The organism is Dickeya poaceiphila, from assembly GCF_007858975.2.
Lineage (GTDB): Bacteria > Pseudomonadota > Gammaproteobacteria > Enterobacterales > Enterobacteriaceae > Dickeya > Dickeya poaceiphila.
Genome location: NZ_CP042220.2, coordinates 630,835 through 657,171 on the forward strand (window position 1 = coordinate 630,835; position 26,337 = coordinate 657,171).

24 protein-coding genes are annotated in these 26,337 nt (G+C 53.4%); 15 read left to right on the top strand and 9 right to left on the bottom strand.

Annotated features, from left to right (window positions below; all coding sequences use genetic code 11):
• Nucleotides 1–54: 54 nt before the first annotated feature.
• The gene (rpsT, locus tag Dpoa569_RS02830) at nucleotides 55–318 is read right to left on the bottom strand and encodes a 30S ribosomal protein S20 (RefSeq protein WP_012768310.1); all 264 of its coding nucleotides are present in this window, start codon (nucleotides 316–318) and stop codon (nucleotides 55–57) included.
• A 396-nt stretch (nucleotides 319–714) separates the two neighbouring features.
• Here rpsT and ribF point away from each other — a divergent pair, with 396 nt between their 5' ends.
• From ribF to carB, 10 genes are all read left to right on the top strand, one after another.
• A complete protein-coding gene (gene ribF / locus Dpoa569_RS02835) occupies nucleotides 715–1,656 on the top strand; it encodes a bifunctional riboflavin kinase/FAD synthetase (RefSeq protein WP_042872860.1) in 942 nt (313 codons plus the stop codon).
• Between the two features lie 34 nt (nucleotides 1,657–1,690).
• A complete protein-coding gene (gene ileS / locus Dpoa569_RS02840) occupies nucleotides 1,691–4,516 on the top strand; it encodes an isoleucine--tRNA ligase (protein WP_042872858.1) in 2,826 nt (941 codons plus the stop codon).
• Nucleotides 4,516–5,022 carry a signal peptidase II gene (gene lspA / locus Dpoa569_RS02845; RefSeq protein WP_042872857.1) on the top strand — a complete coding sequence of 169 codons (507 nt, stop codon included), beginning with the start codon at nucleotides 4,516–4,518 and terminating at the stop codon, nucleotides 5,020–5,022. The genes ileS and lspA overlap by 1 nt, the downstream gene beginning before the upstream one ends.
• A gap of 3 nt (nucleotides 5,023–5,025) precedes the next feature.
• Nucleotides 5,026–5,484 (top strand): FKBP-type peptidyl-prolyl cis-trans isomerase, encoded by a 459-nt coding sequence (gene fkpB, locus Dpoa569_RS02850; RefSeq protein WP_042872856.1) that lies wholly within the window; start codon nucleotides 5,026–5,028, stop codon nucleotides 5,482–5,484.
• Nucleotides 5,481–6,431 carry a 4-hydroxy-3-methylbut-2-enyl diphosphate reductase gene (gene ispH, locus Dpoa569_RS02855; RefSeq protein ID WP_042872854.1) on the top strand — a complete coding sequence of 317 codons (951 nt, stop codon included), beginning with the start codon at nucleotides 5,481–5,483 and terminating at the stop codon, nucleotides 6,429–6,431. The genes fkpB and ispH overlap by 4 nt, the downstream gene beginning before the upstream one ends.
• Nucleotides 6,432–6,502: 71 nt before the next feature.
• The gene (gene rihC / locus Dpoa569_RS02860) at nucleotides 6,503–7,420 is read left to right on the top strand and encodes a ribonucleoside hydrolase RihC (RefSeq protein WP_042874085.1); all 918 of its coding nucleotides are present in this window, start codon (nucleotides 6,503–6,505) and stop codon (nucleotides 7,418–7,420) included.
• A 207-nt stretch (nucleotides 7,421–7,627) separates the two neighbouring features.
• Nucleotides 7,628–8,449: a 4-hydroxy-tetrahydrodipicolinate reductase gene (gene dapB, locus Dpoa569_RS02865; RefSeq protein WP_042872853.1), complete on the top strand. Its 822-nt coding sequence runs from the start codon at nucleotides 7,628–7,630 to the stop codon at nucleotides 8,447–8,449.
• Nucleotides 8,450–8,500: 51 nt separating this feature from the next.
• Complete coding sequence (locus Dpoa569_RS02870; RefSeq protein ID WP_128569788.1) at nucleotides 8,501–8,743, top strand: hypothetical protein; 243 nt, start codon at nucleotides 8,501–8,503, stop codon at nucleotides 8,741–8,743.
• Nucleotides 8,744–8,902: 159 nt separating this feature from the next.
• On the top strand, nucleotides 8,903–10,051 hold the full coding sequence (gene carA / locus Dpoa569_RS02875; protein ID WP_042874083.1) for a glutamine-hydrolyzing carbamoyl-phosphate synthase small subunit: 1,149 nt from the start codon (nucleotides 8,903–8,905) through the stop codon (nucleotides 10,049–10,051).
• 87 nt (nucleotides 10,052–10,138) lie between these two features.
• Nucleotides 10,139–13,363 (top strand): carbamoyl-phosphate synthase large subunit, encoded by a 3,225-nt coding sequence (gene carB / locus Dpoa569_RS02880; protein ID WP_042872851.1) that lies wholly within the window; start codon nucleotides 10,139–10,141, stop codon nucleotides 13,361–13,363.
• A gap of 102 nt (nucleotides 13,364–13,465) precedes the next feature.
• On the opposite strand, the gene Dpoa569_RS02885 is transcribed toward carB, so the two are convergent.
• Nucleotides 13,466–14,080 carry a LysE family translocator gene (locus Dpoa569_RS02885; protein WP_146411031.1) on the bottom strand — a complete coding sequence of 205 codons (615 nt, stop codon included), beginning with the start codon at nucleotides 14,078–14,080 and terminating at the stop codon, nucleotides 13,466–13,468.
• A 161-nt stretch (nucleotides 14,081–14,241) separates the two neighbouring features.
• Here Dpoa569_RS02885 and Dpoa569_RS02890 point away from each other — a divergent pair, with 161 nt between their 5' ends.
• The 4 genes from Dpoa569_RS02890 (at nucleotide 14,242) to Dpoa569_RS02905 (ending at nucleotide 17,506) form a co-directional block, all read left to right on the top strand.
• A complete protein-coding gene (locus Dpoa569_RS02890; RefSeq protein ID WP_042872848.1) occupies nucleotides 14,242–15,015 on the top strand; it encodes a threonine/serine exporter family protein in 774 nt (257 codons plus the stop codon).
• Nucleotides 15,009–15,479, top strand: coding sequence for a threonine/serine exporter (locus tag Dpoa569_RS02895; RefSeq protein WP_042872846.1), 471 nt, complete (start codon nucleotides 15,009–15,011; stop codon nucleotides 15,477–15,479). Before Dpoa569_RS02890 ends, Dpoa569_RS02895 begins: the two co-directional genes overlap by 7 nt.
• A 110-nt stretch (nucleotides 15,480–15,589) precedes the next feature.
• Complete coding sequence (folA, locus tag Dpoa569_RS02900) at nucleotides 15,590–16,069, top strand: type 3 dihydrofolate reductase (RefSeq protein ID WP_173024014.1); 480 nt, start codon at nucleotides 15,590–15,592, stop codon at nucleotides 16,067–16,069.
• Between the two features lie 366 nt (nucleotides 16,070–16,435).
• Complete coding sequence (locus Dpoa569_RS02905; protein WP_146411034.1) at nucleotides 16,436–17,506, top strand: acyltransferase family protein; 1,071 nt, start codon at nucleotides 16,436–16,438, stop codon at nucleotides 17,504–17,506.
• A 65-nt stretch (nucleotides 17,507–17,571) separates the two neighbouring features.
• Here the strand turns inward: Dpoa569_RS02905 and apaH are convergent, their stop codons facing one another.
• From apaH to lptD, 6 genes are all read right to left on the bottom strand, one after another.
• Nucleotides 17,572–18,414 (bottom strand): bis(5'-nucleosyl)-tetraphosphatase (symmetrical) ApaH, encoded by an 843-nt coding sequence (apaH, locus tag Dpoa569_RS02910; RefSeq protein WP_042872841.1) that lies wholly within the window; start codon nucleotides 18,412–18,414, stop codon nucleotides 17,572–17,574.
• A 6-nt stretch (nucleotides 18,415–18,420) separates the two neighbouring features.
• Nucleotides 18,421–18,798: a Co2+/Mg2+ efflux protein ApaG gene (gene apaG / locus Dpoa569_RS02915; RefSeq protein ID WP_042872839.1), complete on the bottom strand. Its 378-nt coding sequence runs from the start codon at nucleotides 18,796–18,798 to the stop codon at nucleotides 18,421–18,423.
• A 15-nt stretch (nucleotides 18,799–18,813) separates the two neighbouring features.
• On the bottom strand, nucleotides 18,814–19,632 hold the full coding sequence (rsmA, locus tag Dpoa569_RS02920) for a 16S rRNA (adenine(1518)-N(6)/adenine(1519)-N(6))-dimethyltransferase RsmA (protein ID WP_042872837.1): 819 nt from the start codon (nucleotides 19,630–19,632) through the stop codon (nucleotides 18,814–18,816).
• Complete coding sequence (gene pdxA, locus Dpoa569_RS02925) at nucleotides 19,625–20,626, bottom strand: 4-hydroxythreonine-4-phosphate dehydrogenase PdxA (RefSeq protein ID WP_042872835.1); 1,002 nt, start codon at nucleotides 20,624–20,626, stop codon at nucleotides 19,625–19,627. Before pdxA ends, rsmA begins: the two co-directional genes overlap by 8 nt.
• The gene (surA, locus tag Dpoa569_RS02930) at nucleotides 20,626–21,918 is read right to left on the bottom strand and encodes a peptidylprolyl isomerase SurA (RefSeq protein WP_042872833.1); all 1,293 of its coding nucleotides are present in this window, start codon (nucleotides 21,916–21,918) and stop codon (nucleotides 20,626–20,628) included. The genes pdxA and surA overlap by 1 nt, the downstream gene beginning before the upstream one ends.
• Nucleotides 21,919–22,016: 98 nt before the next feature.
• A complete protein-coding gene (gene lptD / locus Dpoa569_RS02935) occupies nucleotides 22,017–24,416 on the bottom strand; it encodes an LPS assembly protein LptD (RefSeq protein ID WP_128569787.1) in 2,400 nt (799 codons plus the stop codon).
• Between the two features lie 150 nt (nucleotides 24,417–24,566).
• Here lptD and djlA point away from each other — a divergent pair, with 150 nt between their 5' ends.
• Nucleotides 24,567–25,526 carry a co-chaperone DjlA gene (gene djlA, locus Dpoa569_RS02940; RefSeq protein ID WP_042872828.1) on the top strand — a complete coding sequence of 320 codons (960 nt, stop codon included), beginning with the start codon at nucleotides 24,567–24,569 and terminating at the stop codon, nucleotides 25,524–25,526.
• Nucleotides 25,527–25,639: 113 nt separating this feature from the next.
• On the opposite strand, the gene rluA is transcribed toward djlA, so the two are convergent.
• Nucleotides 25,640–26,293, bottom strand: a complete 654-nt coding sequence (rluA, locus tag Dpoa569_RS02945; RefSeq protein WP_042872825.1) for a bifunctional tRNA pseudouridine(32) synthase/23S rRNA pseudouridine(746) synthase RluA — start codon at nucleotides 26,291–26,293, stop codon at nucleotides 25,640–25,642.
• Between the last annotated feature and the right edge of the window lie 44 nt (nucleotides 26,294–26,337).

The window sequence follows — 26,337 nt, forward strand, 5'->3', positions numbered from 1 at the left end:
CGATCGGCATTAGGCCTTGGCCGGTTTTTTTAGCGATTTATCACGTAAACGTGATTACTGCATCGCGTTGATCTGCGCAGTCAGATTGGATTTATGACGAGCAGCTTTGTTTTTGTGGATCAGACCTTTGCTGGCCTGACGATCCACGATCGGTTGCATGTCATTAAATGCTTTCTGCGCAGCTTCTTTATCGCCGGTGGCGATGGCCGCATACACTTTCTTGATGAAAGTACGCATCATGGAGCGACGGCTTGCGTTGTGCTTGCGGCGCTTCTCAGATTGTACGGCGCGTTTCTTAGCTGATTTGATATTAGCCAAGGTCCAACTCCCAAATATATTCTATCGAGGACAATTCAAAGGCCGAGGAATATGCCCTTTTAGCCTTCTTTTGTCAATGGATTTGTGCAAATAAGCGCCGTTTGTACGCCAGCGCTTGTTACGTTGTGATGGCGCGGGATTTTAGCAGCTTAAGCGTCGGGAATACAGCCTTTCGCGTCATAAATTCACCCTTTGCCGCTGTTGCCGCGTCAACCGTTTGATTGCGGGTTAAAAGCTATGTATCCGGCGATGCGCCTGAGTTCTGGAATATGAAAAATTCTCATCGAAGCGGGGCGGCGAAATACGCCGGACTGGCAACAAAAGGCATGAATCGCGGGTTAACCTTGGTCGCTGTACAAGGTATAATCCGCCGATTTCCACTGTTTTGAGCCAGTTATGCAGCTAATCCGCGGTATACACAATCTCCAGACCTGCCATTATGGCTGTGTGCTAACTATTGGTAACTTTGACGGTGTCCACCGTGGGCATCAGGCATTGCTTGAGCGTCTGAAGCAGGAAGGGCAGGCACGCGGGTTGCCGGTGATGGTGATGATTTTCGAGCCTCAGCCGCTGGAATTGTTTGCTGCGGAAAAGGCGCCAGCGCGGCTGACCCGATTGCGCGACAAGGTGAAATACCTGGCACAGGCTGGTGTGGATTACCTGTTATGCGTAACGTTTGATACCAGTTTTGCCGCTAATCATGCCAATACCTTTATTTCCAACCTGTTGGTGGAAAAGCTAGGGGTGAAATTTCTGGTGGTGGGGGATGACTTCCACTTCGGGGCTGGCCGCGAGGGGGATTTCCTGTTATTACAGAAAGCCGGTGCCGAGCTGGGTTTCGAGGTGATCAGCACCACGACTTTTTGCAGCAGCGGCAAGCGGGTAAGTAGCACTGCTGTGCGCGAAGCGCTGGCGCAGGACAATCTGGCACTGGCGCAGGAACTACTGGGTCACCCGTTCAGTATCTCTGGCCGGGTGGTGCACGGCAATGAGCTGGGGCGCACCATCGGTTTTCCAACGGCTAATTTGCCTCTTAAACGCCAGGTCTCGCCGGTCAGCGGCGTGTATGCGGTTCAGGTGCACGGGCTTGGCGACGTGCCGTTGCCTGGCGTGGCCAACATCGGCACTCGTCCTACTGTGACGGGGGACAAACGCCAACAACTGGAAGTGCATTTACTGGATATAACACTGGATCTGTATGGCCGACATATAGATGTGGTGATGTGTAAAAAATTACGTAGTGAGCAGCGGTTTGCTTCGCTGGATGCGCTAAAGCAGCAGATCGCCAACGATGTGGTGGCCGCCCGTGAGTTCTTCGGGTTGAAGGCACCGGTTTAATTTTTCTCTAGCCAAAAACGAAATCGAGAATCGAATGAGTGACTATAAAACTACCCTGAATTTGCCGGAAACAGGGTTCCCGATGCGTGGCGATTTGGCCAAACGCGAACCTGACATGCTGAAACGTTGGTATGAGCAGGATCTGTACGGGATTATTCGTGGCGCCAAGAAGGGTAAAAAAACCTTTATCCTTCACGACGGCCCGCCGTATGCAAACGGCAATATTCACATTGGTCACTCGGTTAACAAGATTCTCAAAGACATTATCATCAAGTCCAAAGGGTTATCCGGCTATGACTCGCCATATGTGCCGGGTTGGGACTGTCACGGTCTGCCGATTGAACTGAAAGTAGAACAACTGGTCGGCAAACCAGGTGAGAAGGTGAGCGCCGCGCAGTTCCGCGAAGAGTGCCGCAAATATGCCGCTGAGCAGGTTGCCGGGCAGAAGAAAGATTTTATCCGCCTGGGTGTGCTGGGCGATTGGGATCGTCCGTACCTGACGATGGATTTCAAAACCGAAGCCAACATCATTCGTGCGCTGGGCCGCATTATCGAAAATGGGCACCTGCACAAGGGCGCTAAGCCGGTGCACTGGTGTGCTGACTGTGGTTCTGCACTGGCGGAAGCGGAAGTCGAGTATTACGACAGAACCTCCCCGGCGATTGATGTCGCGTTCAAGGCGGTTGACCGTGCCGCCGTGTTGGCAAAATTCGGCCTGACTGACGATGCGGTAAATGGCGATGTCGCACTGGTTATCTGGACGACCACCCCGTGGACGTTGCCGGCTAACCGCGCCATTGCCCTGAATGCCGAGATTGATTACGTGCTGATTCAGGTGGCGGGTAAAGCGATTATCGTTGCCGAAGGACTGGCCGACGCGGTTGCCAAACGCGTTGCCGGAAGTGACGCCAACGCCTGCTTGGGTCATGCCGTCAAAGGTAGCGATCTGGAATTGCTGCGCTTTCGTCATCCGTTTATGGGGTTCGATGTGCCGGCCATTCTGGGCGATCACGTTACGCTGGACGCCGGTACCGGTGCGGTGCATACCGCCGGTGGTCACGGCCCTGACGACTACGTCATCAGCCAGAAATATCAGTTGGAAATCGCTAATCCGGTCGGACCGAACGGCTGCTACCTGCCGGGAACCTTCCCAGAGCTGGATGGCTTGTTCGTGTTTAAAGCCAACGACAAGATCGTTGAATTGCTGCGTGAACGTGGCGCGCTATTGCACCATGAGAAGCTACAACACAGCTACCCGTGCTGCTGGCGCCATAAGTCGCCGATTCTGTTCCGCGCCACACCGCAGTGGTTCGTGAGTATGGATCAGAACGGCCTGCGCCAACAGTCGCTGTCAGAAATCAAAGGTGTGCAGTGGATCCCGGATTGGGGCCAGGCACGCATTGAGTCGATGGTGGCGAACCGCCCTGACTGGTGTATTTCTCGTCAGCGTACCTGGGGCGTGCCGATGTCGTTGTTCGTGCATAAAGAAACGCAAGCACTGCATCCACGTACGACCGAGCTGATTGAAGCGGTAGCGCAACGTGTCGAACAGGACGGCATTCAGGCGTGGTGGGATCTGAACCCCGCTGATTTGCTGGGTGCACAAGCCGCCGATTATGAAAAAGTGCCAGATACGCTGGATGTATGGTTCGATTCCGGATCAACCCACGCTTCGGTGGTGGATGTGCGCCCGGAATTCAGCGGCCACGCGGCAGATATGTATCTGGAAGGTTCCGACCAGCATCGCGGCTGGTTCATGTCTTCGCTGATGATTTCTACCGCCATCAAGGGTAAAGCGCCGTACCGTCAGGTACTGACCCACGGCTTCACCGTGGATGGTCAGGGTCGCAAGATGTCGAAATCCATCGGCAACACCGTCAGCCCGCAGGACGTGATGGATAAACTGGGTGCGGATATTCTGCGCTTGTGGATCGGCTCGACTGATTACTCCGGCGAGATAGCGGTATCTGATGAGATCCTCAAACGTTCCGCTGATGCCTATCGCCGTATCCGCAACACCGCGCGTTTCCTGCTGGCTAACCTGAATGGTTTTGATCCGGCGCTGCACAGCGTAAAACCAGAAGACATGGTGGTGCTGGATCGTTGGGCGGTAGGCTGCGCCAAAGCGGCACAGGATGAAATCGTCGAGGCTTACGAGAGCTACGATTTCCACCGTGTGGTGCAGCGTCTGATGCAGTTCTGTTCTATTGAGATGGGTTCGTTTTATCTCGATATCATCAAGGACCGTCAGTACACCGCGAAACACGACAGTGTGGCGCGCCGCAGCTGTCAGACCGCGCTGTTCCATATCGCTGAAGCGCTGGTGCGGTGGATGGCGCCGATCATGTCGTTTACCGCCGATGAAATCTGGGGGTATCTGCCGGGTAAACGAGCGCAGTTTGTGTTTACCGAAGAGTGGTATGACGGTTTATTCGGGCTGGCTGACAGCGAGCCGATGAACGATGCCTTCTGGGCGGACATGCTGAACGTGCGCAGTGAAGTCAACAAGGTGATCGAGCAGGCGCGTAACGACAAACGCATCGGTGGTTCACTGGAAGCGGCGGTGACATTGTATGCTGATGACACGCTGTTTGCGCCGCTTAACAGCCTGCAAGGTGAGCTACATTTCGCCTTGTTAACCTCCAAAGCACGGCTGGAACGTTACGAAAATGCGCCGGTGGATGCTCAGCAGAGTGAATTACCGGGTCTGAAAGTTGTCCTTAGTAAGGCCGACGGTGAAAAATGTCCGCGTTGTTGGCACTATGAAACGGATATTGGCAGTGATGCTGCGCATCCGGATGTATGCGGTCGCTGTGCGACCAATGTTGGCGGCAATGGCGAAGAGCGTAAATTTGTCTGATGAGTAAATCTACTGGAGCAACGGGTCTGCGCTGGCTGTGGCTGGCTGCACTGGTACTGGTGGTCGATCTCGGCAGCAAACAGTGGGTCATGACCCACTTTCAACTGGGCGAATCGTTACAACTGGTGCCGTTCTTCAATTTTACCTACGCCCATAACTATGGCGCAGCGTTTAGCTTTCTGGCAGATAAAGGCGGCTGGCAGCGCTGGTTATTTGCGGTGATAGCGTTGGTTATTGTTGTCGCGCTGCTGGCGATGATGCATCGCTCCAGTGCCAGCCAGAAGCTGAACAATATTGCCTATGCGATGATCATTGGTGGTGCCATCGGTAATCTGGCTGATCGACTGGTGCATGGGTACGTGATCGACTTTCTGGACTTTTATGTCGATAACTGGCACTACCCGACGTTTAATCTGGCGGATAGCGCGATTGTCGTCGGCGCACTGCTGATTGTGCTGGAGGGGTTTTTGACTCCTGCGCAAAAAAAGCAGGCGGAAGGTAAATAACGCATGGCGGAATTCGTGACAAACGGCAGTGAAGTGTTGGTGCATTTTACGCTGATGCTGGAAGACGGGTCAGTGGCAGAGGCCACCCGTGAAAGCGGTAAGCCGGCGATGTTCCGGTTGGGGGATGGCAGCCTGTCGGCGGCACTGGAGACGCAGTTGCTAGGCTTGCGGGTTGGTGATCGGCGTCAGTTCAGCCTGCCGCCGGAGTCTGCCTTCGGCCCGTCAAATCCGGATCTGATCCAGTTCTTTTTGCGTCGAGATTTTGTGCAAACCGGGGTGCCTGAAGTGGGCACTATCATGTTGTTCAGCGGTTTGGCCGGCAACGACATGCCGGGCATCATCCGCGAGGTGGCAGAGGAGTCGGTGACGGTGGATTTCAACCACCCGTTGGCCGGGCACACCATCACGTTTGATGTGGAAGTACTGGAGATTCGTCCCCCTTCTGACGGAGGCAACGCATGAAAATCCTGCTGGCTAACCCTCGTGGATTCTGTGCTGGTGTTGATCGCGCCATCAGTATTGTCGAGCGAGCGCTGGAAGTGTATGGCGCGCCGATTTATGTTCGTCATGAAGTGGTGCATAACCGTTATGTGGTGGATGGATTGCGCGAACGTGGTGCTATCTTTATCGAACAAATCGAAGACGTACCGGATGGCGCTATTCTGATTTTTTCTGCCCACGGTGTATCGCAGGCGGTACGAGCGGAGGCCAAAAGCCGGGAACTGACGGTGTTCGATGCTACCTGTCCGCTGGTGACTAAGGTGCATATGGAAGTGGCGCGTGCCAGCCGCAAGGGAACGGAAGCGATTTTGATCGGCCATGCCGGGCATCCCGAAGTGGAAGGCACCATGGGGCAGTACAATAATCCGGACGGCGGTATGTATCTGGTGGAAGACCCCGATGATGTCTGGTCGCTGCAGGTAAAAGACGAAGCTAATCTCTGTTTCATGACTCAGACTACTTTGTCGGTGGATGATACGTCGGCAGTGATAGATGCGCTGCGAGCGCGTTTCCCGCAGATTATCGGGCCGCGTAAGGATGATATTTGCTACGCCACTACCAATCGTCAGGAAGCGGTACGGAATCTGGCGGCAGAGGCCAATGTGGTGCTGGTGGTCGGCTCAAAAAATTCGTCCAATTCCAATCGCCTGGCTGAGCTGGCGCAGCGTGTCGGTAAACCTTCTTACCTGATTGATTCTGCTGATGATATTCAGGAAACGTGGCTGAAAAATGTAGCGTGTGTCGGGGTTACCGCAGGTGCTTCCGCGCCGGATGTACTGGTTCAGCAGGTGATTAAACGCCTGCAAAGCATGGGTGGACAGGTCGCCATGGAGATGCTGGGGCGTGAAGAGAACATCGTGTTTGAAGTGCCGAAAGAACTGCGTGTGGACATTCGTGAGGTGGAATAACACCTCCGTCTTATCGTGATGAGAAGATGCCAGACGATGAAAATCGTCTGGCATTTTTTTGGAGAAAACGCATGAACCGAGTTCCGATTATTCTGGATACCGACCCAGGTATTGACGATGCGGTGGCTATCGCCGCCGCCTTGTTTTCCCCCGAACTGGAACTGAAGCTCATCACCACGGTGGCGGGAAATGTGGCGGTGGAAAAAACCACCCGCAATGCACTGCAACTGCTGCATTTTTGGGGAGCGACGGTGCCGGTTGCGCAAGGCGCGGCAACGCCATTGGTGCGTGCGTTGCGTGATGCTGCCTGCGTTCACGGTGAATCGGGGATGGAAGGTTATGATTTTGTGGCGCATGATCGTGTCGCGCTGGAAAAAACCGCCGTGCAGGCCATGCATGACTGCCTTAGCCGTAGTCCTGAACCAGTCACCCTGGTGACCATCGGGCCGCTCACCAATATCGCCTTGCTGCTGACGCTCTATCCGCAGTGTAAAAAACAGATTAAACGCCTGGTGATGATGGGCGGTTCATCCGGGCGCGGTAACTTTACACCGAATGCGGAATTCAATATGGCGATTGACCCGGAAGCGGCGAAGCGCGTATTTGAAAGTGGAATCGATATCGTGATGTGCGGTCTGGATGTGACCAATAACGCGGTGCTGACGCCGGATTATCTGGTCACATTACCGGAGCTAAACCGCACCGGCGCCATGTTACATGCGTTATTCAGCCACTACCGTAGCGGCAGTATGGCGACCGGTTTACGTATGCATGATCTGTGCGCGATTGCTTATCTGGTGAAACCGGCATTGTTTACCCTCAAACACTGCTTTGTTGCGGTGGAGACTCAGGGTGAATACACCGCAGGCACAACGGTGGTGGATCTCCAGCATCGCCTGAATCGACCGGCTAACGCTCAGGTGGCGTTAGCGCTGGATGTAGCGGGTTTCCGCGACTGGGTGGCGCAGGTGCTGGCATTAGCACCTTAGGTTTCTATGGTGTCGCTAATATTACCAGACAACCGTGGCTAACCTCGTGCAGCGGTCTGGTTATTCTGGCTAAACGATAGCTTTTACTGATATCCCCACGGTTTTGTCGTAAATTTCTAATTATGGGGGTTTTAGGCTGGCAGCCCCTGGCCGGGCTGGTTAACCTGAGAGCCTTTTCTCATTCATCAACAGATAAAGAGTATAAATATGCGTGATGCACAAATCCGCGTCGCTATCGCGGGAGCGGGTGGCCGCATGGGGCGGCAGTTGATTCAGGCTGCGTTGCAGATGGAAGGCGTAGTACTGGGTGCGGCGTTGGAACGTGAAGGTTCGTCCCTGCTGGGGAGTGACGCGGGCGAGTTGGCCGGGGCAGGGAAAACGAATGTCACCGTACAGAGCAGTCTTGAGGCGGTGGTGAACGATTTCGATGTGTTTATCGATTTTACCCGTCCAGAAGGTACGCTCAGTCACCTCGCGTTTTGTCGCCAGCACGGCAAAGGGATGGTGATCGGCACCACCGGTTTTGACGATGCAGGCAAGGCGGCGATTCAGCAGGCCGCAGCCGACATTGGGATTGTGTTTGCCGCTAACTTTAGCGTTGGTGTGAATGTGCTGCTCAAGTTGCTGGAAAAAGCGGCTAAAGTGATGGGCGATTACACGGACATTGAAATCATAGAAGCGCACCACCGCCATAAAGTGGATGCGCCGTCGGGCACGGCTCTGGCGATGGGCGAGGCGATTGCCGGGGCGCTGGGGCGTGATTTGAAAGAATGTGCGGTTTATGCACGTGAAGGCTATACCGGTGAACGTGAGCCAAAAAGCATCGGTTTTGCCACTATTCGAGCCGGCGATATCGTTGGTGAGCACACGGCGATGTTTGCAGATGTCGGTGAGCGCATAGAGATAACGCACAAGGCTTCCAGTCGGATGACGTTCGCAAATGGTGCTGTTAGATCTGCATTGTGGCTAAGTTCTCATAATCATGGTCTTTTCGATATGAAAGATGTGCTTGGGCTTGATGATTTATAATATGTAGATGTCTGTTTTTTTATTAATTATTTGATTTTAATGGCGCTAAAAATGGCGCCATTTTTTTGTTTGATAAATGATGACTTGGTTGGTGTATTGGTCTGTGTTTTGTATTTTTCATTGTTATCTTTCTTTTTATCCGTCGTCTGTCGGCTATTTATGATTCAGGGTGGCGATTTTGGCGGGATTTTAATCATTCTTTCATTCATCGTTGCTGGCAACCGTTTACTTTTCCAAGTTGATGTGTGTTTTTACGGATGTGGCGATGTATTACTTCCTGAAGCCATAAAATAGTAAAAAAAATCCGGTTTGGCTAGACAACGGTCAGGGGCATCATTAAAATGCGCGCAATTTGCCAAAAATTTGCCTTACGGGTGGTTTTTGCATTGATTTAGTCCATCAAATCTGAATTAATATGCAAATAAAGTGATTCTTTATTCCTTGGAGGGTGTTTTGATTAAGTCAGCGCTATTGGTTCTGGAAGACGGAACCCAATTCCACGGTCGGGCCATTGGGGCAGAGGGAACGGCAGTGGGGGAAGTCGTTTTCAATACGTCAATGACCGGTTATCAAGAAATCCTCACAGACCCTTCCTATTCCCGCCAGATTGTCACTCTTACTTATCCCCACATTGGTAATGTCGGCGCCAATAAAGCCGATGAAGAATCCCCCGCCGTTCATGCTCAGGGCCTGGTTATTCGTGATTTACCCCTGATTGCCAGCAACTACCGCAGTGAAGAAAGCCTGTCTGATTACCTTAAACGCAACAACATTGTGGCGATTGCCGATATCGACACCCGCAAACTGACGCGGTTGCTGCGTGAAAAAGGCGCGCAGAACGGCTGCATCATCGCGGGTGATGTGGTGGATGCGGCGCTGGCGCAGGAAAAAGCCAAAGCTTTCCCCGGCCTGAAAGGTATGGATCTGGCAAAAGAAGTCACCACCCGTTCCAGCTATAGCTGGCTACAAGGCAGTTGGACGCTGGAAGGTGAACTACCGTCGGCGAAAGAAGAGAGTGAACTGCCGTACCACGTGGTGGCGTATGATTATGGCGTGAAGCGCAATATCCTGCGTATGCTGGTGGATCGCGGCTGCCGCCTGACGGTGGTCCCGGCGCAAACCCCCGCGGAAGACGTGCTGAAACTCAATCCGGATGGCATTTTCCTCTCCAATGGTCCTGGCGACCCGGAGCCGTGCGATTATGCCATCAAGGCGATCAAAGCCTTCCTGGAAACTGAGATTCCGGTGTTCGGCATTTGTCTGGGCCACCAGTTGCTGGCGCTGGCCAGCGGCGCGAAAACCGTCAAGATGAAATTCGGTCATCACGGCGGCAACCATCCGGTGAAAGATCTGGACGGCAATCGGGTGATGATCACCGCACAAAACCACGGGTTTGCGGTAGATGAGACGTCGCTGCCTGCCACGTTGCGCGCAACGCATAAATCGCTGTTCGACGGTTCGCTGCAGGGTATTCACCGCACCGATAAAGCGGCGTTCAGCTTCCAGGGGCACCCTGAAGCCAGCCCCGGTCCGCATGATGCCGCGCCGTTGTTCGATCATTTCATCGAGCTGATTGAGTCTTACCGTAGTCATACCAAATAATCAGAATCCGTTTAGTCACGCTGCGATAAAAGAACAGGGCGAAAACGCCGGCGCGGCGGTGAGTAAACGGGTTCGCTGGAGCGAAAAATGCCAAAACGTACAGACATAAAAAGTATCCTGATTCTCGGTGCTGGTCCGATTGTGATCGGTCAGGCGTGCGAGTTTGACTACTCCGGCGCTCAGGCGTGTAAGGCGCTGCGTGAAGAAGGCTACCGCGTGATTCTGGTGAACTCCAACCCGGCCACCATCATGACCGATCCGGAGATGGCCGACGCCACCTATATTGAACCGATCCACTGGGAAGTGGTGCGTAAGATCATCGAAAAAGAACGCCCGGATGCGGTACTGCCGACCATGGGCGGCCAGACGGCGTTGAACTGCGCGCTGGAGCTGGAACGGCAGGGGGTGCTGGCGGAATTTGGCGTGACCATGATCGGCGCGACCGCCGATGCCATCGATAAGGCGGAAGATCGTCGTCGCTTCGACATTGCGATGAAGAAAATCGGCCTGGAAACCGCTCGTTCCGGCATTGCGCACAGCATGGAAGAAGCGCTGGCGGTGGCGGCGGTTGTGGGTTATCCCTGCATCATCCGTCCCTCCTTTACCATGGGCGGCACCGGCGGCGGCATCGCTTACAACCGTGAAGAGTTTGAAGAAATTTGTACCCGCGGTCTGGATCTGTCGCCGACCAGGGAACTGCTGATCGATGAATCATTGATCGGTTGGAAAGAGTATGAAATGGAAGTGGTGCGGGATAAAAACGACAACTGCATCATCGTCTGCTCCATCGAGAACCTTGATGCCATGGGGATTCACACCGGTGACTCCATCACTGTAGCACCCGCGCAAACTCTGACCGACAAGGAATATCAGATCATGCGTAACGCCTCAATGGCGGTACTGCGTGAAATTGGGGTAGAAACCGGTGGTTCCAACGTGCAGTTCGCGGTCAACCCGAAAACGGGTCGCCTGATCGTCATCGAAATGAACCCGCGTGTGTCCCGTTCGTCGGCGCTGGCTTCTAAAGCAACTGGTTTCCCGATTGCCAAGATCGCTGCCAAACTGGCGGTTGGTTATACGCTCGATGAGCTGATGAACGACATTACCGGTGGCCGTACCCCGGCGTCGTTCGAACCGTCCATCGACTATGTGGTTACCAAGATCCCGCGTTTCAACTTCGAAAAATTCGCCGGCGCCAATGATCGCCTGACGACACAAATGAAGTCGGTGGGTGAAGTGATGGCGATTGGCCGCACCCAACAGGAATCATTGCAGAAAGCGCTGCGTGGTCTGGAAGTGGGCGCTACCGGTTTCGATCCCAAAGTAGATCTTGACGATCCGCAAGCGCTGACCAAAATTCGCCGCGAACTGAAAGACGCCGGCGGCGACCGTATCTGGTATCTGGCCGATGCGTTTCGTGCCGGGATGTCGGTTGACGGCGTGTTCAACCTGACCAACATTGACCGTTGGTTCCTGGTGCAAATTGAAGAGCTGGTGCGTCTGGAAGAGCAGGTAGTTGAGCAGGGCGCCAATAGTCTGACGCCTGAGTTCCTGCGTCTGCTGAAACGCAAAGGTTTTGCCGATGCCCGTCTGGCGAAGCTGGCTGGCGTGTCTGAAAGCGAAATTCGCAAGTTGCGTTACAAATATAACCTGCACCCGGTCTACAAGCGCGTTGACACGTGTGCTGCCGAGTTCGCTACCGATACCGCCTATATGTACTCTACCTATGACGAGGAGTGCGAGGCTAACCCGAATCAGGACCGTGATAAAATCATGGTGCTGGGCGGCGGTCCGAACCGTATCGGCCAGGGCATTGAGTTCGACTATTGTTGTGTGCACGCGGCGCTGGCGCTGCGTGAAGATGGTTATGAAACCATCATGGTCAACTGTAACCCGGAAACCGTCTCCACCGATTACGACACCTCTGATCGTCTCTACTTTGAGCCGGTAACGCTGGAAGACGTGCTGGAAATCGTGCGCATTGAGCAGCCGAAAGGCGTTATCGTGCAGTACGGCGGACAGACTCCGCTGAAGCTGGCGCGTCAGCTTGAAGCGGCTGGCGTACCGGTGATCGGCACCAGTCCGGATGCCATCGACCGTGCGGAAGACCGTGAGCGTTTCCAGCAGGCGGTCAATCGTCTTGGCCTGAAACAGCCTGCCAACGCCACTGTCAGCACCATCGAGCAGGCGGTGGAAAAAGCGGTCAGCATCGGTTATCCGCTGGTGGTACGCCCGTCTTACGTGCTGGGTGGCCGGGCGATGGAAATCGTTTACGACGAAGCCGATTTGCGCCGTTACTTCCAGACTGCGGTCAGCGTTTCTAACGATGCGCCAGTGCTGCTGGACCGTTTCCTTGACGATGCCGTGGAAGTGGATGTGGATGCAATCTGCGACGGCGAGCGCGTGCTGATTGGCGGCATCATGGAGCATATTGAGCAGGCTGGCGTGCACTCCGGCGACTCCGCCTGTTCGCTGCCGGCCTACACCCTGAGCAAAGAGATTCAGGACGTGATGCGTCAACAAGTGGAAAAACTGGCGTTCGAGCTTTCCGTGCGTGGCCTGATGAATGTGCAGTTCGCCGTGAAAAACAACGAAGTGTACCTGATTGAGGTTAACCCGCGTGCGGCGCGTACTGTGCCGTTTGTCTCCAAGGCGACTGGCGTGCCGTTGGCGAAAGTGGCGGCCCGCGTGATGGTCGGGCAAACGCTGGCCCAGCAGGGGGTTACCGAAGAGGTGATCCCGCCGTACTATTCCGTCAAGGAAGTGGTGCTGCCGTTCAATAAATTCCCAGGCGTAGACCCCATTCTTGGGCCGGAAATGCGTTCTACCGGCGAAGTGATGGGCGTGGGCCGTACCTTTGCTGAAGCTTTTGCTAAAGCGATGCTGGGCAGCAATTCGCCGATGAAGAAAACCGGTCGTGCATTGCTGTCGGTGCGTGAAGGTGATAAAGCGCGTGTGGTGGATTTGGCAGCCAAACTGCTCAAACACGGTTTTGAACTGGACGCGACCCACGGCACCGCTGTGGTGCTGGGTGAAGCCGGTATCAACCCGCGGCTGGTGAACAAGGTGCATGAAGGCCGTCCACACATTCAGGATCGCATCAAGAATGGCGAGTACACCTACATCGTCAACACCACGGCGGGTCGTCAGGCGATTGAAGACTCCAAACTGATTCGCCGCAGTGCATTGCAATATAAAGTGCATTACGACACCACCATGAACGGCGGTTTTGCTACGGCGATGTCGCTAAACGCCGACCCAACCGAGCAGGTGATTTCCGTTCAGGAAATGCATACCCGTATTCGTGGCTAAGGAACAAAAAAACCGCGCCTGAGTGCAGGTGCGGTTTATTGGGAAGCGTGAAACCGGTCAGTTATCTGGCCGGTTTTTTTTCGTCTGTATTTGGGGGAATGCTTAGCTTAAGGCGACTTTGATACCGAGGGTGATCAACACGCCGCCAAGCAGTTTGTCGATCAGTTTCTGGGCTTTGGTCAGACCGCGACGTACCGGCTCGCTCTGAATCAGAATAACCAGCAGTGGCCACCAGATGAGCGTCAGTCCCCAGATGATCCCGGCGTACCACAGTTTTTCGCCCAGGCTGGAGTTCAGGCTCAACACCTGGGTAAATACCGCCAGAAAAAACAACGTCGCTTTCGGGTTTAACAGGTTGCAGAGATAGCCTTGCATAAACGCTTTCCACAACCCGATACGTTGTGCTACCAGGCCAGACAAATCCAACTGACTGCCGCCACGTGAGCGTAGCGCCTGAATGCCTAACCAGATCAGATAAGCGGCGCCGACGTATTTCAGCAAGCTGAACAACCAGGGCGTGGTGGTGATGACCACCGCTAACCCGGCGACACAATAGGCCATATGAGTGGCGACGCCAGCGATAACGCCCATTGTGGTCATCATCGCTGCCAGTCGTGGGTAGCGGACCGCGTTTTTGATCACCAGAAAAAAGTCCGGGCCGGGAGAAATCATTCCCAGTGCTGCGATGGTTGCAACGAATAAAGAGGTTTCAAGCATGATGAATTACGTATGACAATCAAGGATTCCACGAAAAAAGGTGAGCATAATACCGTCAGTGGCATTTTTTCGCACTACCAATCATCAATTTGAAATGTTAATAAACTTATAAAAATCACGCTTATAGTGGTTGTATTCAGGCAAGGGGATGGAAACGTAACATGGTAAACGAAACGACACAGCAGCGGGACATCACCCGTTTGTGTATTCAATGCGCGCTGCTGCTGTTACAGCATGGAGCGGAAAGTATGCTGGTCGAGCAGCTATCTTCACGGCTCGGTGTGGCGCTGGGCGTGGACAGTGTGGAAAGTTCAATTTCGGCTAACGCGATTGTGCTGACCACCATCATGCAAGGACATTGCCTGACCTCCACACGTAAAAATGTGGATCGTGGCATCAATATGCATGTCGTGACTGAAGTGCAGCATGTCGTGATCATGGCGGAACATAAGGTGCTGGATGTGGACGGCGTAGCAAAACGTTTCAGCCATATCAAACCGTTGCGTTATCCGCGTTGGCTGATGGTGACGATTGTCGCGTTATCGTGCGGCTGTTTTAGTCGTCTGAATGGCGGCGGTTGGGATGCATTTCTGGTTACGCTGATTGCCAGCGGTATGGCGATGTATGTGCGACAGGTTCTGACCACGCGGCATCTTAATCCGTTGATTAATTTCTGTATTACCGCTTTTGTAGCGACGTCGGCATCCGGGTTGTTGATGCGTGTGCCCGGTCTGGAACACAGCTCCCCTGTCGCGATGGCGGCCAGCGTGTTATTGCTGGTGCCCGGTTTTCCGTTGATTAATGCGGTGGCGGATATGTTCAAAGGTCATGTTAATACCGGGCTGGCGCGCTGGACGATGGCCAGCCTGTTGACACTCTCCACCTGTATTGGTGTGGTAACGGCAATGGTGGTATGGGGGCTGCACGGATGGTAATTGAACTGATTTGGGCGTTGATTCAGGACATGGTGCTGGCTGCGATACCCGCGTTGGGATTCGCTATGGTATTTAACGTGCCGATGAAGGCATTGCCTTATTGCGCATTACTGGGTGGATTAGGGCATGGTACGCGGTTTCTGATGATTCGCTTTGGTATCCCCATCGAATTAGCGACCTTCGTGGCATCGAACATGGTCGGTATCATCGGTATTCGCTGGTCCCGCTGGTTTCTGGCGCATCCCAAAGTGTTTACCGTCGCGGCGGTGATTCCGATGTTTCCCGGTATCTCGGCCTATACCGCGATGATTTCGGTGGTACAGCTTTCCCAGCATGGATATAGCGAAGCGCTGATGCAAACGCTGATCACCAATTTTCTCAAAGCCAGCTTTATCGTTGGTGCGCTCTCTATTGGTCTGTCGTTGCCGGGGGTGTGGATTTATCGCAAACGACCGGGTGTATAGGTGGTCGGTGTTCTCTTAAATATTGGGCGACGACTCGGTAAGCATATCGACGCATGAACAGGCTTTCCGTATAGTGGCACCAATTTTGTAGCCTGTAGGGTTTTACCATGGTGATTAGTTTGATTGCCGCACTGGCAGTGGATCGTGTTATCGGGATGGAGAATGCCATGCCGTGGCAATTGCCAGCCGATCTGGCGTGGTTTAAGCGCAATACACTCAACAAGCCCGTGATTATGGGGCGCAACACATTTCGTTCTATCGGGCGGCCATTGCCGGGACGGTTGAATATTGTGGTGAGCAGCCAACCAGGTGATGATGATCGGGTAACCTGGGCGACGTCGCTGGAAGCGGCGCTGTCGGCAGCTGGCGATGTGGATGAAGTAATGGTGATTGGCGGGGGCAGCATTTATCAGCAGATGCTGCCGCAAGCCAGCCGCCTTTATCTGACCCATATTGACGCTGAGGTGGAAGGCGATACCCATTTCCCAGATTACGAGCCGGATCAATGGGTTTCCTCCTTCAGCGAGTTTCATGACGCGGATGAGCAAAACTCCCACAGCTATTGCTTCGAAATTCTTGAACGTCGCTGATTGCTGTTGGTTTGCCATCTTCAAACCCGCTCACACCGAGCGGGTTTTTCTTTTGTTATTTTAATGTATCTGTATGTGTAAATATTACACCATGACCCTCTTTCTATTTCAGTTGGGTTATTTGCAGGAAGAACATTGTCTAAATGGAATGAAGTTTAACTTATTCATAAGATTAATAGTCCAACGTGCTTATCAGGGCATCTGAAATGTTGGTGGTAAACAGGTTGATTGCGTCATGCCTTATTTGCTTTATTTTATTACAATGTCACTGGTATTTATTTTTTACTATTCTAATACGTTGCAAAATAACCTATAAAGACCTGTAACTCAAAAGCAATGTGATTGAAGGTCAAGGTCCTTCGGTATATGAAAATCGCATCAATTCAGTATTTGCGTGGTCTGGCTGCTTTGCTTGTCGTCGTGGCGCATAATTCCTCTCTGCTGGAGGGTAACTGGACAAAACACATTCCTGGCGCACTTGGTGTGGATGTTTTTTTTATAATTAGCGGCTTTATAATGACATTCATTACCTATCATGCACCTGACAGTCCGTTTGTATTTATCGTTAAACGCTTCTTTCGCATATGGCCAGTCTTTTTTTTCGTTTGGCTGTTTTCTTTTATTTTCGTGTATCCTGAAAGAAGTTTCAGTCAGATGGTCTGTACACTCTACTTTTGTCTACAGGATTACAGCCAACCTGGTCCAACCTTTGGTTATAGTGCTCTTGGTCCTCCATGGACATTATCCTACGAAATAATGTTCTACCTCATTTTTGCTGTTTCAATGAGTATCAGCTACCGCTATCGCAGCTACATTTGCACACTGGTTTTCGTGGCTGCCATGACAGGTTTCCAGCTGTATTACAACGGCAGTTTTAATTTTTCATCACAGGTATCGCCGAATGTTATTGTTATGCACTGGTGGCAGGCCTGGATTAAATTGGTAAGTAATACCATTGTGTTTGAATTCATCACTGGCATGTTGCTGGCAGAATTAATGGTCAGGAACAAAATCAGCAAGTTACTTTACAGCAGGATACTGGCGAAAATAGTGTTCGTTATTGCAATAGCAGGCGCTGTTATCGTTGGTCCACAGGTTTTCGGCTTGAGCGGTGGTTTCTGGTTGGCATCGGTGATCATGATTTCGGCTATTATATTGGGTGACCACAGTGAGGCAGGATATAGTCGAATACTGACCTTCATTGGCGATATTTCCTATTCACTTTATCTCGTTCACTATCCTGTAATGGTGTTTTTTAGAAACCATTTATCACACTCCGCGACATCCACTGAGAGAATAACAATATTTATGTTCTCTATTACCGTTAGTATCGTAATAGCATCAGTTATGTTCACATGGATTGAAACGCCTTCCATTCGGGCAGGGAAAAAGGTAGCGGGAATGTTATCTGTGACGATGAGACGCTATCAGCATTGAGCTTGAGAGATATTAACCTGAGAGATAGGGTGTGAAATATCCGGCAGCAACCGCTGCCGGATGCGTCAGATAGCGGAAGCTATATCGGTTTGCGGCGTCATTAGCGATGGCTGGGTAAAATAACGCTGGTCTTCCCAGCGCAGACAGGTGAGTTCCCCCCCCCAGCAACAGCCGGTATCCAGCGCGTAGATGCCTTCTGGTGTGCCTTTACCTTCCAGCGATGCCCAATGGCCGAACGCGATGGCGTATTCAGCGGGGACCGGACCCGGCAAGTCAAACCAGGGTTTCAGCAGTGATGGTGCCTGCGAGGGGGGTTCCTTACACAGCATGTCGAGCTGGCCGCCAGAAAAGCAGTAGCGCATACGGGTAAAGACGTTGGTGCTGAACCGCAAGCGCGCCAGCCCACTCAGCTCTGGGGTCCAGTGATTCGGCATGTCGCCGTACATCGCATCCAGAAACAGCGGGTAGCTATCACTGCTGAGGATCGCTTCCACTTCCCGTGCGCACATTTTGGCGGTGTCCAGATCCCACTGCGGTGTGATGCCGGCATGGGACATAACCAGTTTGCGTTCGTCGTCCACCTGTAGCAGCGGTTGGCGGCGCAGCCAGTTGATCAGGTCATCCGCATCCGGTGCCGATAGCAACGGGTCCAGACGATCCTTGGGTTTATTGCGGCTGATGCCGGCGTATACCGCCAACAGATGCAAATCGTGGTTGCCGAGCACCATGCGCACCGCATCGCCCAGCGAACGCACGTAGCGTAACACTTCCAGTGAGTCAGGGCCGCGGGCAACCAGATCGCCGGTTAACCATAGCGAGTCATGTTCGGGGTTAAAGGCGACTTGTGCCAGCAGCGCCTTGAGTTCGACAGCGCAACCGTGAACGTCGCCAACAAGATAGGTAGCCATAATCTTTCAGTGTATCAGTGAGGGGATGGCCAGGCGGAATACCGGAATAGGGACCTGAAATGCTTCACCCTGATGGTCAATCATCTGGTAATGGCCTTCCATTGTACCCATCGGGGTTTCCAGAATAGCGCCGCTGGTGTACTGGAATTCGCTACCCGGCTGAATGACGGGTTGCAGGCCGATGACGCCTTCGCCCTGTACTTCGGTTTGCTTGCCGTTGCCGTTGGTAATCATCCAGTAGCGGTTGAGCAGTTTAACCTCATGACGGCCCAGATTGCGGATGGTGATGGTATACGCGAAGACGAAACGACCGTCTTCTGGCTGAGACTGTGCTTCTACGTAGAAGCTCTGAACCTGTATACATACTCTGGGCGCATTCATCATGACGACAACTCCAGCTTATTCCTGCGATGTGGGGTGTGCGGTCAGCCACTCGGCCAGACGGCAGTATTGCGCAATAGTCACGTTTTCAGCCCTGGCGTTCGGGTCAATTTCCAGTGCGGTTAATTGCTCTGGCGTGAACAGATTGCCCAGACTGTTACGCAGCGTTTTGCGCCGCTGATTAAATGCCTCCGTGGTAATCCGGCTCAGGATACGGGTATCCACGACCGGGTAAGGCGATGTCATGTGAGGTACTAATCGCACCACCGCGGAATCCACTTTAGGGGCCGGTTTGAAGGCGGTTGGTGGTACTTCAAGCACCGGAATGACCTGACAATAATACTGCGCCATGACACTCAAACGACCATAAGCCTTGCTGTCCGGCCCTGCCACCAGCCGGTTGACGACCTCTTTCTGCAACATGAAGTGCATGTCGAGAATAGCCTGAGTATAGCTGAACAGGTGGAACATCAGCGGCGTCGAAATATTATACGGCAGGTTACCAAAAACCCGCAGCGGTTGTCCCGCCTGTTGTGACAGTGCGGCAAAGTCTACCGTCATGGCGTCCTGCTGGATGATGGTCAACTTGTCTCTGAGCGAGGGATGGACCTCCAGCCGGGCGGCCAGGTCACGGTCCAACTCCACCACGGTAAAGCGATCAATGCGTTCGCCGACCGGGATGGTGAGCGCCCCCAGGCCAGGGCCGATTTCCACCATAGCTTGACCCGGTTTAGGGTGGATGGCGGAAACAATACTGTCGATCACGAATTGATCGTTAAGAAAATTTTGGCCAAAACGCTTACGGGCGAAATGGCCTTGATGGACGCGATTATTCATTACGGTTAGCAATCATATGTAGAGCGAGATTCAATGCAGTGCGGAAACTGCCCGGATCGGCCTGGCCGCTGGCGGCAAGCTCCAGCGCGGTACCGTGATCGACGGATGTGCGGATAAACGGCAGTCCCAGCGTGATGTTGACAGCCCGGCCAAAGCCCTGATATTTCAGTACCGGCAGGCCCTGGTCATGATACATCGCCAGTACGGCATCGGCGTGTTCGAGATACTTGGGTTGGAACAAGGTGTCGGCTGGCAGCGGGCCGACCAGTTGGATGCCTGACTGGCGCAGTTCATCCAGTGCCGGGATGATGACATCCAGTTCTTCACGCCCCATGTGGCCGCCTTCGCCAGCGTGTGGATTCAGGCCGCAGACGTAGATGACCGGTTGAGCGAGGCCGAACTTGCGTTGCAAATCCTGATGCAGAATCGTGATGACTTCGTGCAGGCTGTCACGAGTGATGGCGTCTGATACTGTTTTTAGCGGCAGATGCGTCGTCGCCAGCGCAACGCGCAGTTCCTCGGTCGCCAGCATCATTACCACGCGCTGGCAGTGGCTGCGCTCGGCGAAAAATTCAGTGTGACCGGAAAAGGTAATACCCGACTCGTTGATAATGCCTTTGTGCACCGGCCCGGTGATCAGCGCGGCGAAATCCCCCCTCAGGCAGCCGTCGCAGGCGCGAGTCAGCGTATCCAGCACATAGCGGCTGTTCGCTACGTTTAGTTGCCCCGGCACCACGGTGGCGTCGGCGGTGACCGGCAACAGCGTCAGCGTGCCGGCGGCTTGTGGCTGCGCTACCTGATGCGGCTGGTACTCACGCAATGTCAGCGGTAGTTTCAGCGCCAGCGCGCGGCTTAACAGCAGCTCTGCGTCAGCGCACACTACCAGCTCTATCGGCCAGTCTTGCTGAGCCAGCGCGACGACCAGATCGGGACCAATCCCGGCGGGTTCGCCGGGGGTGATCACGACACGCTGTACCTGCGTTTCAATTGGCATCAGTTCTGACCATTCAGGATTTTCACGTAAGCGGCAGCGCGTTTTTCCTGCATCCAGGTCTGCGCTTCTTCGGCAAATTTGCGGTTAAACAACATACGGTAGGCGCGATCTTTCTGAGCGGCGTCGGTCTTGTCTACCTGACGGGTATCCAGCAATTGAATCAGATGCCAGCCAAATGATGAATGCACCGGTGCGCTGATTTCGCCTTTTTTCAGTTTGGTTAATGCATCACGAAACTCTGGGTCATACATTTCCGGCGATGCCCAACCCAGGTCGCCGCCCTGATTAGCAGAACCTGGGTCCTGTGACAGTTGTTTGGCGGCGGCAGCGAAACTGATCTTGCCGTTCTTGATTTGGTTTGCCACTTCTTCCAGCTTGGCTTTGGCCTGCGCGTCGTTCATGACCACTGATGTCGTCAACAGGATGTGACGAGCGTGCACTTCGGTTATCGATACCGGCTGATCGCCGCCGCGGGTATCGTTCACGCGCAGGATATGGAAACCGACGCCAGAGCGGATCGGCCCGACGATCTGGCCTTTCTGTGGATTAGTCAGACGTTCGGCAAACAGCGATGGCAATTCCTGCGGACGACCCCAGCCCATCTGTCCGCCTTTCAATGCTTGCGGGTCGGCGGAGTAGGTGATGGCAAGTTTGCCGAAATCGGCACCCTGAGAGGCTTCTTTTACCAGACGATTGGCCAGATTTTCTGCTTTATCAACCTGATCCTGGGTCGGATTTTCCGACAACGGGATCAGGATCTGACTCAGATTAACTTCAGGGCCGCTTGCTCCCTGGCTGGCAAGTTGTTGAGCCAGCGAGTCCACTTCCTGCGGTAGTACGTTGACGCGACGACGTACTTCGCTGTTACGCACATCGGCAATCATCATGTCTTTACGAATTTGGTTGCGGTAAGTATCAAAGCTGACGCCTTCAGCCGCCAGACGGCTGCGTAGCTGGTCCACGCTCATGCGATTTTGTGCGGCGATATTGGCGATGGAACGATCCAGTTGCTCATCGGTGACCTGAACGCCCATCTTTTGCGCCATTTGCAGGATAATGTTATCCATGATCAACCGATCCAGAATCTGGTGACGGAGCGTGGCGTCGTCCGGCAACTGCTGACCGGCTTCTTGTGCGTTCATCTTGACGGACTGCAGCAGGCTATTGATATCGCTTTCCAGAACCACACTATTGTTGACGACTGCGGCGATCTTGTTGACCTCCTGCGGGGCCGCAACCGCCATGTTGGCACTCAGTGCCAGTCCCAGAACAAGCGCTCTCCAGTTCTTCATACCTTTCCCGTTAATTTTATCCGCCAGAGCGGGTTACATGTTTAATCGCTACCAGTTATTAGACGTTTATTGCCGCCAGAGTTCCCGGCGTGACCTCATCAGAACGCACGCTGGTAAGGCAAAATGCCGTTTCTCAGCATTTTTTCCGTACCCAGGCTGTAATTGCTGCTCAGGCCGCGCAGTTCAAAGCTAAAGCCGATCTTGTTGTCGTAAACGCTTTGATTATTGGTGGTGTTCCACTTGGTTATTTTGCGCTCATAGCCAACGTTCACCGCCCAACAGCAGGTATTGTATTGCAGGCCCATCAACTGGTCGGCTGGTTGGTTGGCTTTGGTGTCGTAGTAGTAGGCACCCACGATAGCCCAGCGATCAGACAACGGCCAACTGGCAGTGGCGCCAACCTGAGAAATACCTTGCTGGAAACCGGGGTTGGCCACGTTGGGCAGTGTAGCCTGAATATATTTCGAACTGGCGAAACGGTAGTTCAACTGGAACAGTCGTTCGCCGCCACCACGGTATTCCAGCACGGCGTCGCCGAGCGTGAAATCCTTAAGGCGTTGATCGTATTGCGCCCCGCCACGGATGCCCCAGTTGTCGGCGAATTTCCAGTAAGAATCGCCAGCCCAACTCAGGCTGCCGCGGTCGTTGTTCCGGTCAATGCTTGAAGTGGAACCCGTGCGCGGACGTTCAAAGTAATAAATCTGCCCCAGAGAGGCGTTGAAACGTTCTTCCAGCGCATCATCATATAACCTGGTGGTCACCCCGCTTGATACCTGATTAGCAGAGGCGATGCGATCCAGGCCGCTGAAGGTACGATCACGGAATAAGCCGGCATAATCCGTCTGCAGCAAGGTAGAGTCATAGGCGCGAATATCCGACTGATTGCGGTACGGTACATACAAGTACTGCATCCGTGGTTCCAGCGTTTGGGTATAGCCTTTCGCCCAATCCATATCCCGCTCGAACACCATTTTACCGTCGGTTTTGAACTGCGGCATGACACGGTTGACGCTGCCTTTTAGCGGATTATTCGTATTGCTGGCGTTGTAGATATCCAGGTTTTCCTGCTGATAGTGGGTCGCCATCAGCTTGGCTTCGGTATTCAGGCTGGCCCACTGGTTGGAAACCGGCATAGAGAGTGTCGGTTCGAAATGCAGTCGGGTTGCATCAGGCAGGTTGGGATTAACGTTGGTAAATTTTACCGCCTGGCCGTAAAGGTGCAGATCGAAGGGGCCGATATCATTCTGATAGTAATTCATATCGAGCTGTGGCAAGGCCCGATAGATATCATTGGTAGCCATATTACTGAATATCTGGTACTGGCGGGTGGATACGGTGGCGTCCCAGTTCTGATTGGCGTATCCCAGGCTGAATCTTTGCGTGGCGTAACCGTCGGTGGTATTGCCGTAAACTGAATCCAGATCAGTGAAATAGTTTGGATCGCTCACCTTGGTGTAGTCAGCGCTAAAACGCCATACCTGATCCATTACGCCAAAGTGTTGCCAGTGGAACAACCAACGGGTGTAGTTTTCGTCGGGCGCATAACCCGATTTACTGGACGTTACGTCACTTTGGTACTGTTTGTCGTCCGGAAGCCAGTCAAATTCGACCAGACCTAAACCGGCGCGCGACAGATAGCGGAATTCGTTTTGCCATTGAACGCCGCGGCTGGTTTGTACGTGTGGCGTGATGGTGGCATCGTAGTTGGGCGCGATGTTCCAGTAGTAAGGCGTGATTAACTCAAAGCCGTTACTGGTGCCATACTTGGCATTGGGGATCAGGAAACCGGAACGGCGTCTGTCGCCAAGAGGCAGTTGCATGTAAGGGCTGTAGAACACCGGAACGCCGGCAATACGAAAGCGAGCGTTCCAGATTTCGGCCACTTCTTCCTGCCTGTCCTGGATCACTTCCGAACCGACTACGCTCCAGCTATCATCACCGGGCAAACAAGACGTAAATGAGCCATGATCCAGAATGGTGTAGCGATTATTTTCTCGCTGTTTCATCTTGTCAGCGTCGCCTCGACCCTGGCGTCCAACCATCTGATAGTCGCCGTCTTCCACGTCGGTATCTTTGGTGTTGAGGTTGGACCAGGCTCGCGGACCTTTCAGGATGATCTGGTTATCATCGTAGTGCACGTTACCGATGGCATTGACGGTACGGATAGGTTCAGCCTGACCAGCTTGCTGTTTCTGATGCAATTGCACCTGATCTGCGGTCAGTACACGGTTGCCTTGCTCGACATTCACATTGCCGGTAAAAACGGCGCTGTCAGGGTAGTTGCCCTGCGACTGGTCGGCTTTAATGTGTACAGGCAATTGGCTGGTGTCCCCGGTCACCAGCGGACGATTATATACGGGAACGCCCGACATACACTGAGAGGCGAGATCGGCCAGCGCGTGCTGGCTGTACAGCGCCGACCCAATTAATGAGGCCAGCAGAGTTGGAAAACTTTTTTTCATACGCGGTATCTGGTGTTCCGTCGTCAAGGGCGTCATGCCGGCAAACGGTCAGAGGCTATATTAGCCATCGGCGTGGTGCCATTGCAAAATCCCCGCCATTTTCTATGCGTTGCCGTTAGGAGCAAAGATAAATGACGGGTATGATAAAGCAATTTTTGGCCGACGGCATGGGGATTTGAGGAGTATATGCGGTATTGGGGAAAGTTGCTGGGGCTAGTGCTGGGGATTGCGTCCAGTGCTGGTGTCGGCGGGTTGATAATCGGGTTGCTGTTGGGTCATTTGCTTGACAGAATCCGTGCATCCCGTCAGCGCGACTTTTTTTCCGCGCAATCCACCCGCCAGTCGCTGTTCTGCCTGACGACTTTCCAGGCGATGGGGCACCTGACCAAATCGAAAGGCCGGGTGACGGAGTCTGATATCCGCATCGCAACTACCATGATGGACCGGCTGGAGTTGCATGGTGAGGCGCGCAATGCTGCGCAAAAGGCGTTTCGTGAAGGTAAAGCCAGCCAGTTTCCGGTGCGCAACAAGTTGCGTAAATTGCGTGATGCCTGCATTGGCCGTTTTGATTTAATCCGGATGTTTCTGGAGATTCAGTTGCAGGTGGCGTTTGTGGACGGTGCCTTGCACCCTAATGAACGGCGGTTGCTGTATGTATTTGCCGATGAACTGGGAGTAACCCGTGAACAGTTCGAGTTGTTTATGCGCAACATGGAACGCGGTAACTATCAATCCTCAAGACAGCAATCCTCAAAACAGCAATCGTCAAAACAGAGCAACAGTGGTTACCAGTCGAGGCAGGGCAACAGCTACCAGTCACGGCAGAATAACCAACAATCATCGCGGCAGGGCAATAAATCTTACCAGCGGCGTAACCAGTCCTATGGTGGGCAGTCTTATGGTCAACGACCGCCGATATCATCGCGCGGGCCGACGATTGAGAGCGCCTGTCGTACGTTGGGGGTGCGTAGCAGCGATGACGCCGCTACGGTGAAACGTGCTTATCGCAAGCTAATGAGTGAGCACCATCCGGACAAAATGATGGGTAAGGGCCTGTCGCCGCGTATGATTGAGATGGCCAAGCGCAAAGCGCAGGATATTCAGGCTGCCTACGAGTTTCTCAAAGTTAATAAATTTTCCCGCTGATTTTCTTATTATTTTTTCTTATTCTGTATATTTTCGCTAATTATTTCTTAATAACGCACTATTTGGAATCAAAGTTTCCAAATAAGCGAATTAGCGCATGGGTAGCATGGGTACTAGAAATCCGCTTCGCAGCGAAAATGCATCGGCGTATTAAAAGCGGGATGGGTGATCGCCAGTTCCTGTGCATGTAGCAGCAAACGAGGCGCCATCGCTTTGGCCTGCGGATGAGCGTAAAACCCATCGCCCAGAATCGGGTGCCCCAACGCCAGCATGTGGACGCGCAACTGGTGCGAGCGACCAGTTACCGGCATCAGCTTTACGCGGGTGGTGCCGTCACGGTCACGGGATAACACGGTGTAGTCGGTTTGGGCGGGTTTACCCTGTTCAAAGCAGACTTTTTGTTTCGGGCGGTTCGGCCAGTCGCAAATCAGCGGCAGATCCACCAGTCCGTCATCCTGCATCAGGTGTCCAAAGACGCGGGCGACATAGGATTTCTTTGGTTCCCGCTCACGAAACTGACGTTTTAATTCTCGCTCCGCCGCTTTGGTCAATGCCACTACCATCACGCCGCTGGTTGCCATATCCAGCCGATGGACGGATTCGGCAGCGGGAAAATCAGCCTGAATGCGGGTCATGATGCTGTCCCTGTGTTCTTCGGCGCGGCCAGGAACGGAGAGTAGTCCGCTGGGTTTGTTCACCACCATGATGTGCTGATCCTGATACAGGATATGCAGCCAGGGATCGCGTGGCGGGTTATAGGGTTCCATGATGGGCTCCGGCATCGCGGCAGGGGAGATCCTGCCGCGAAGTA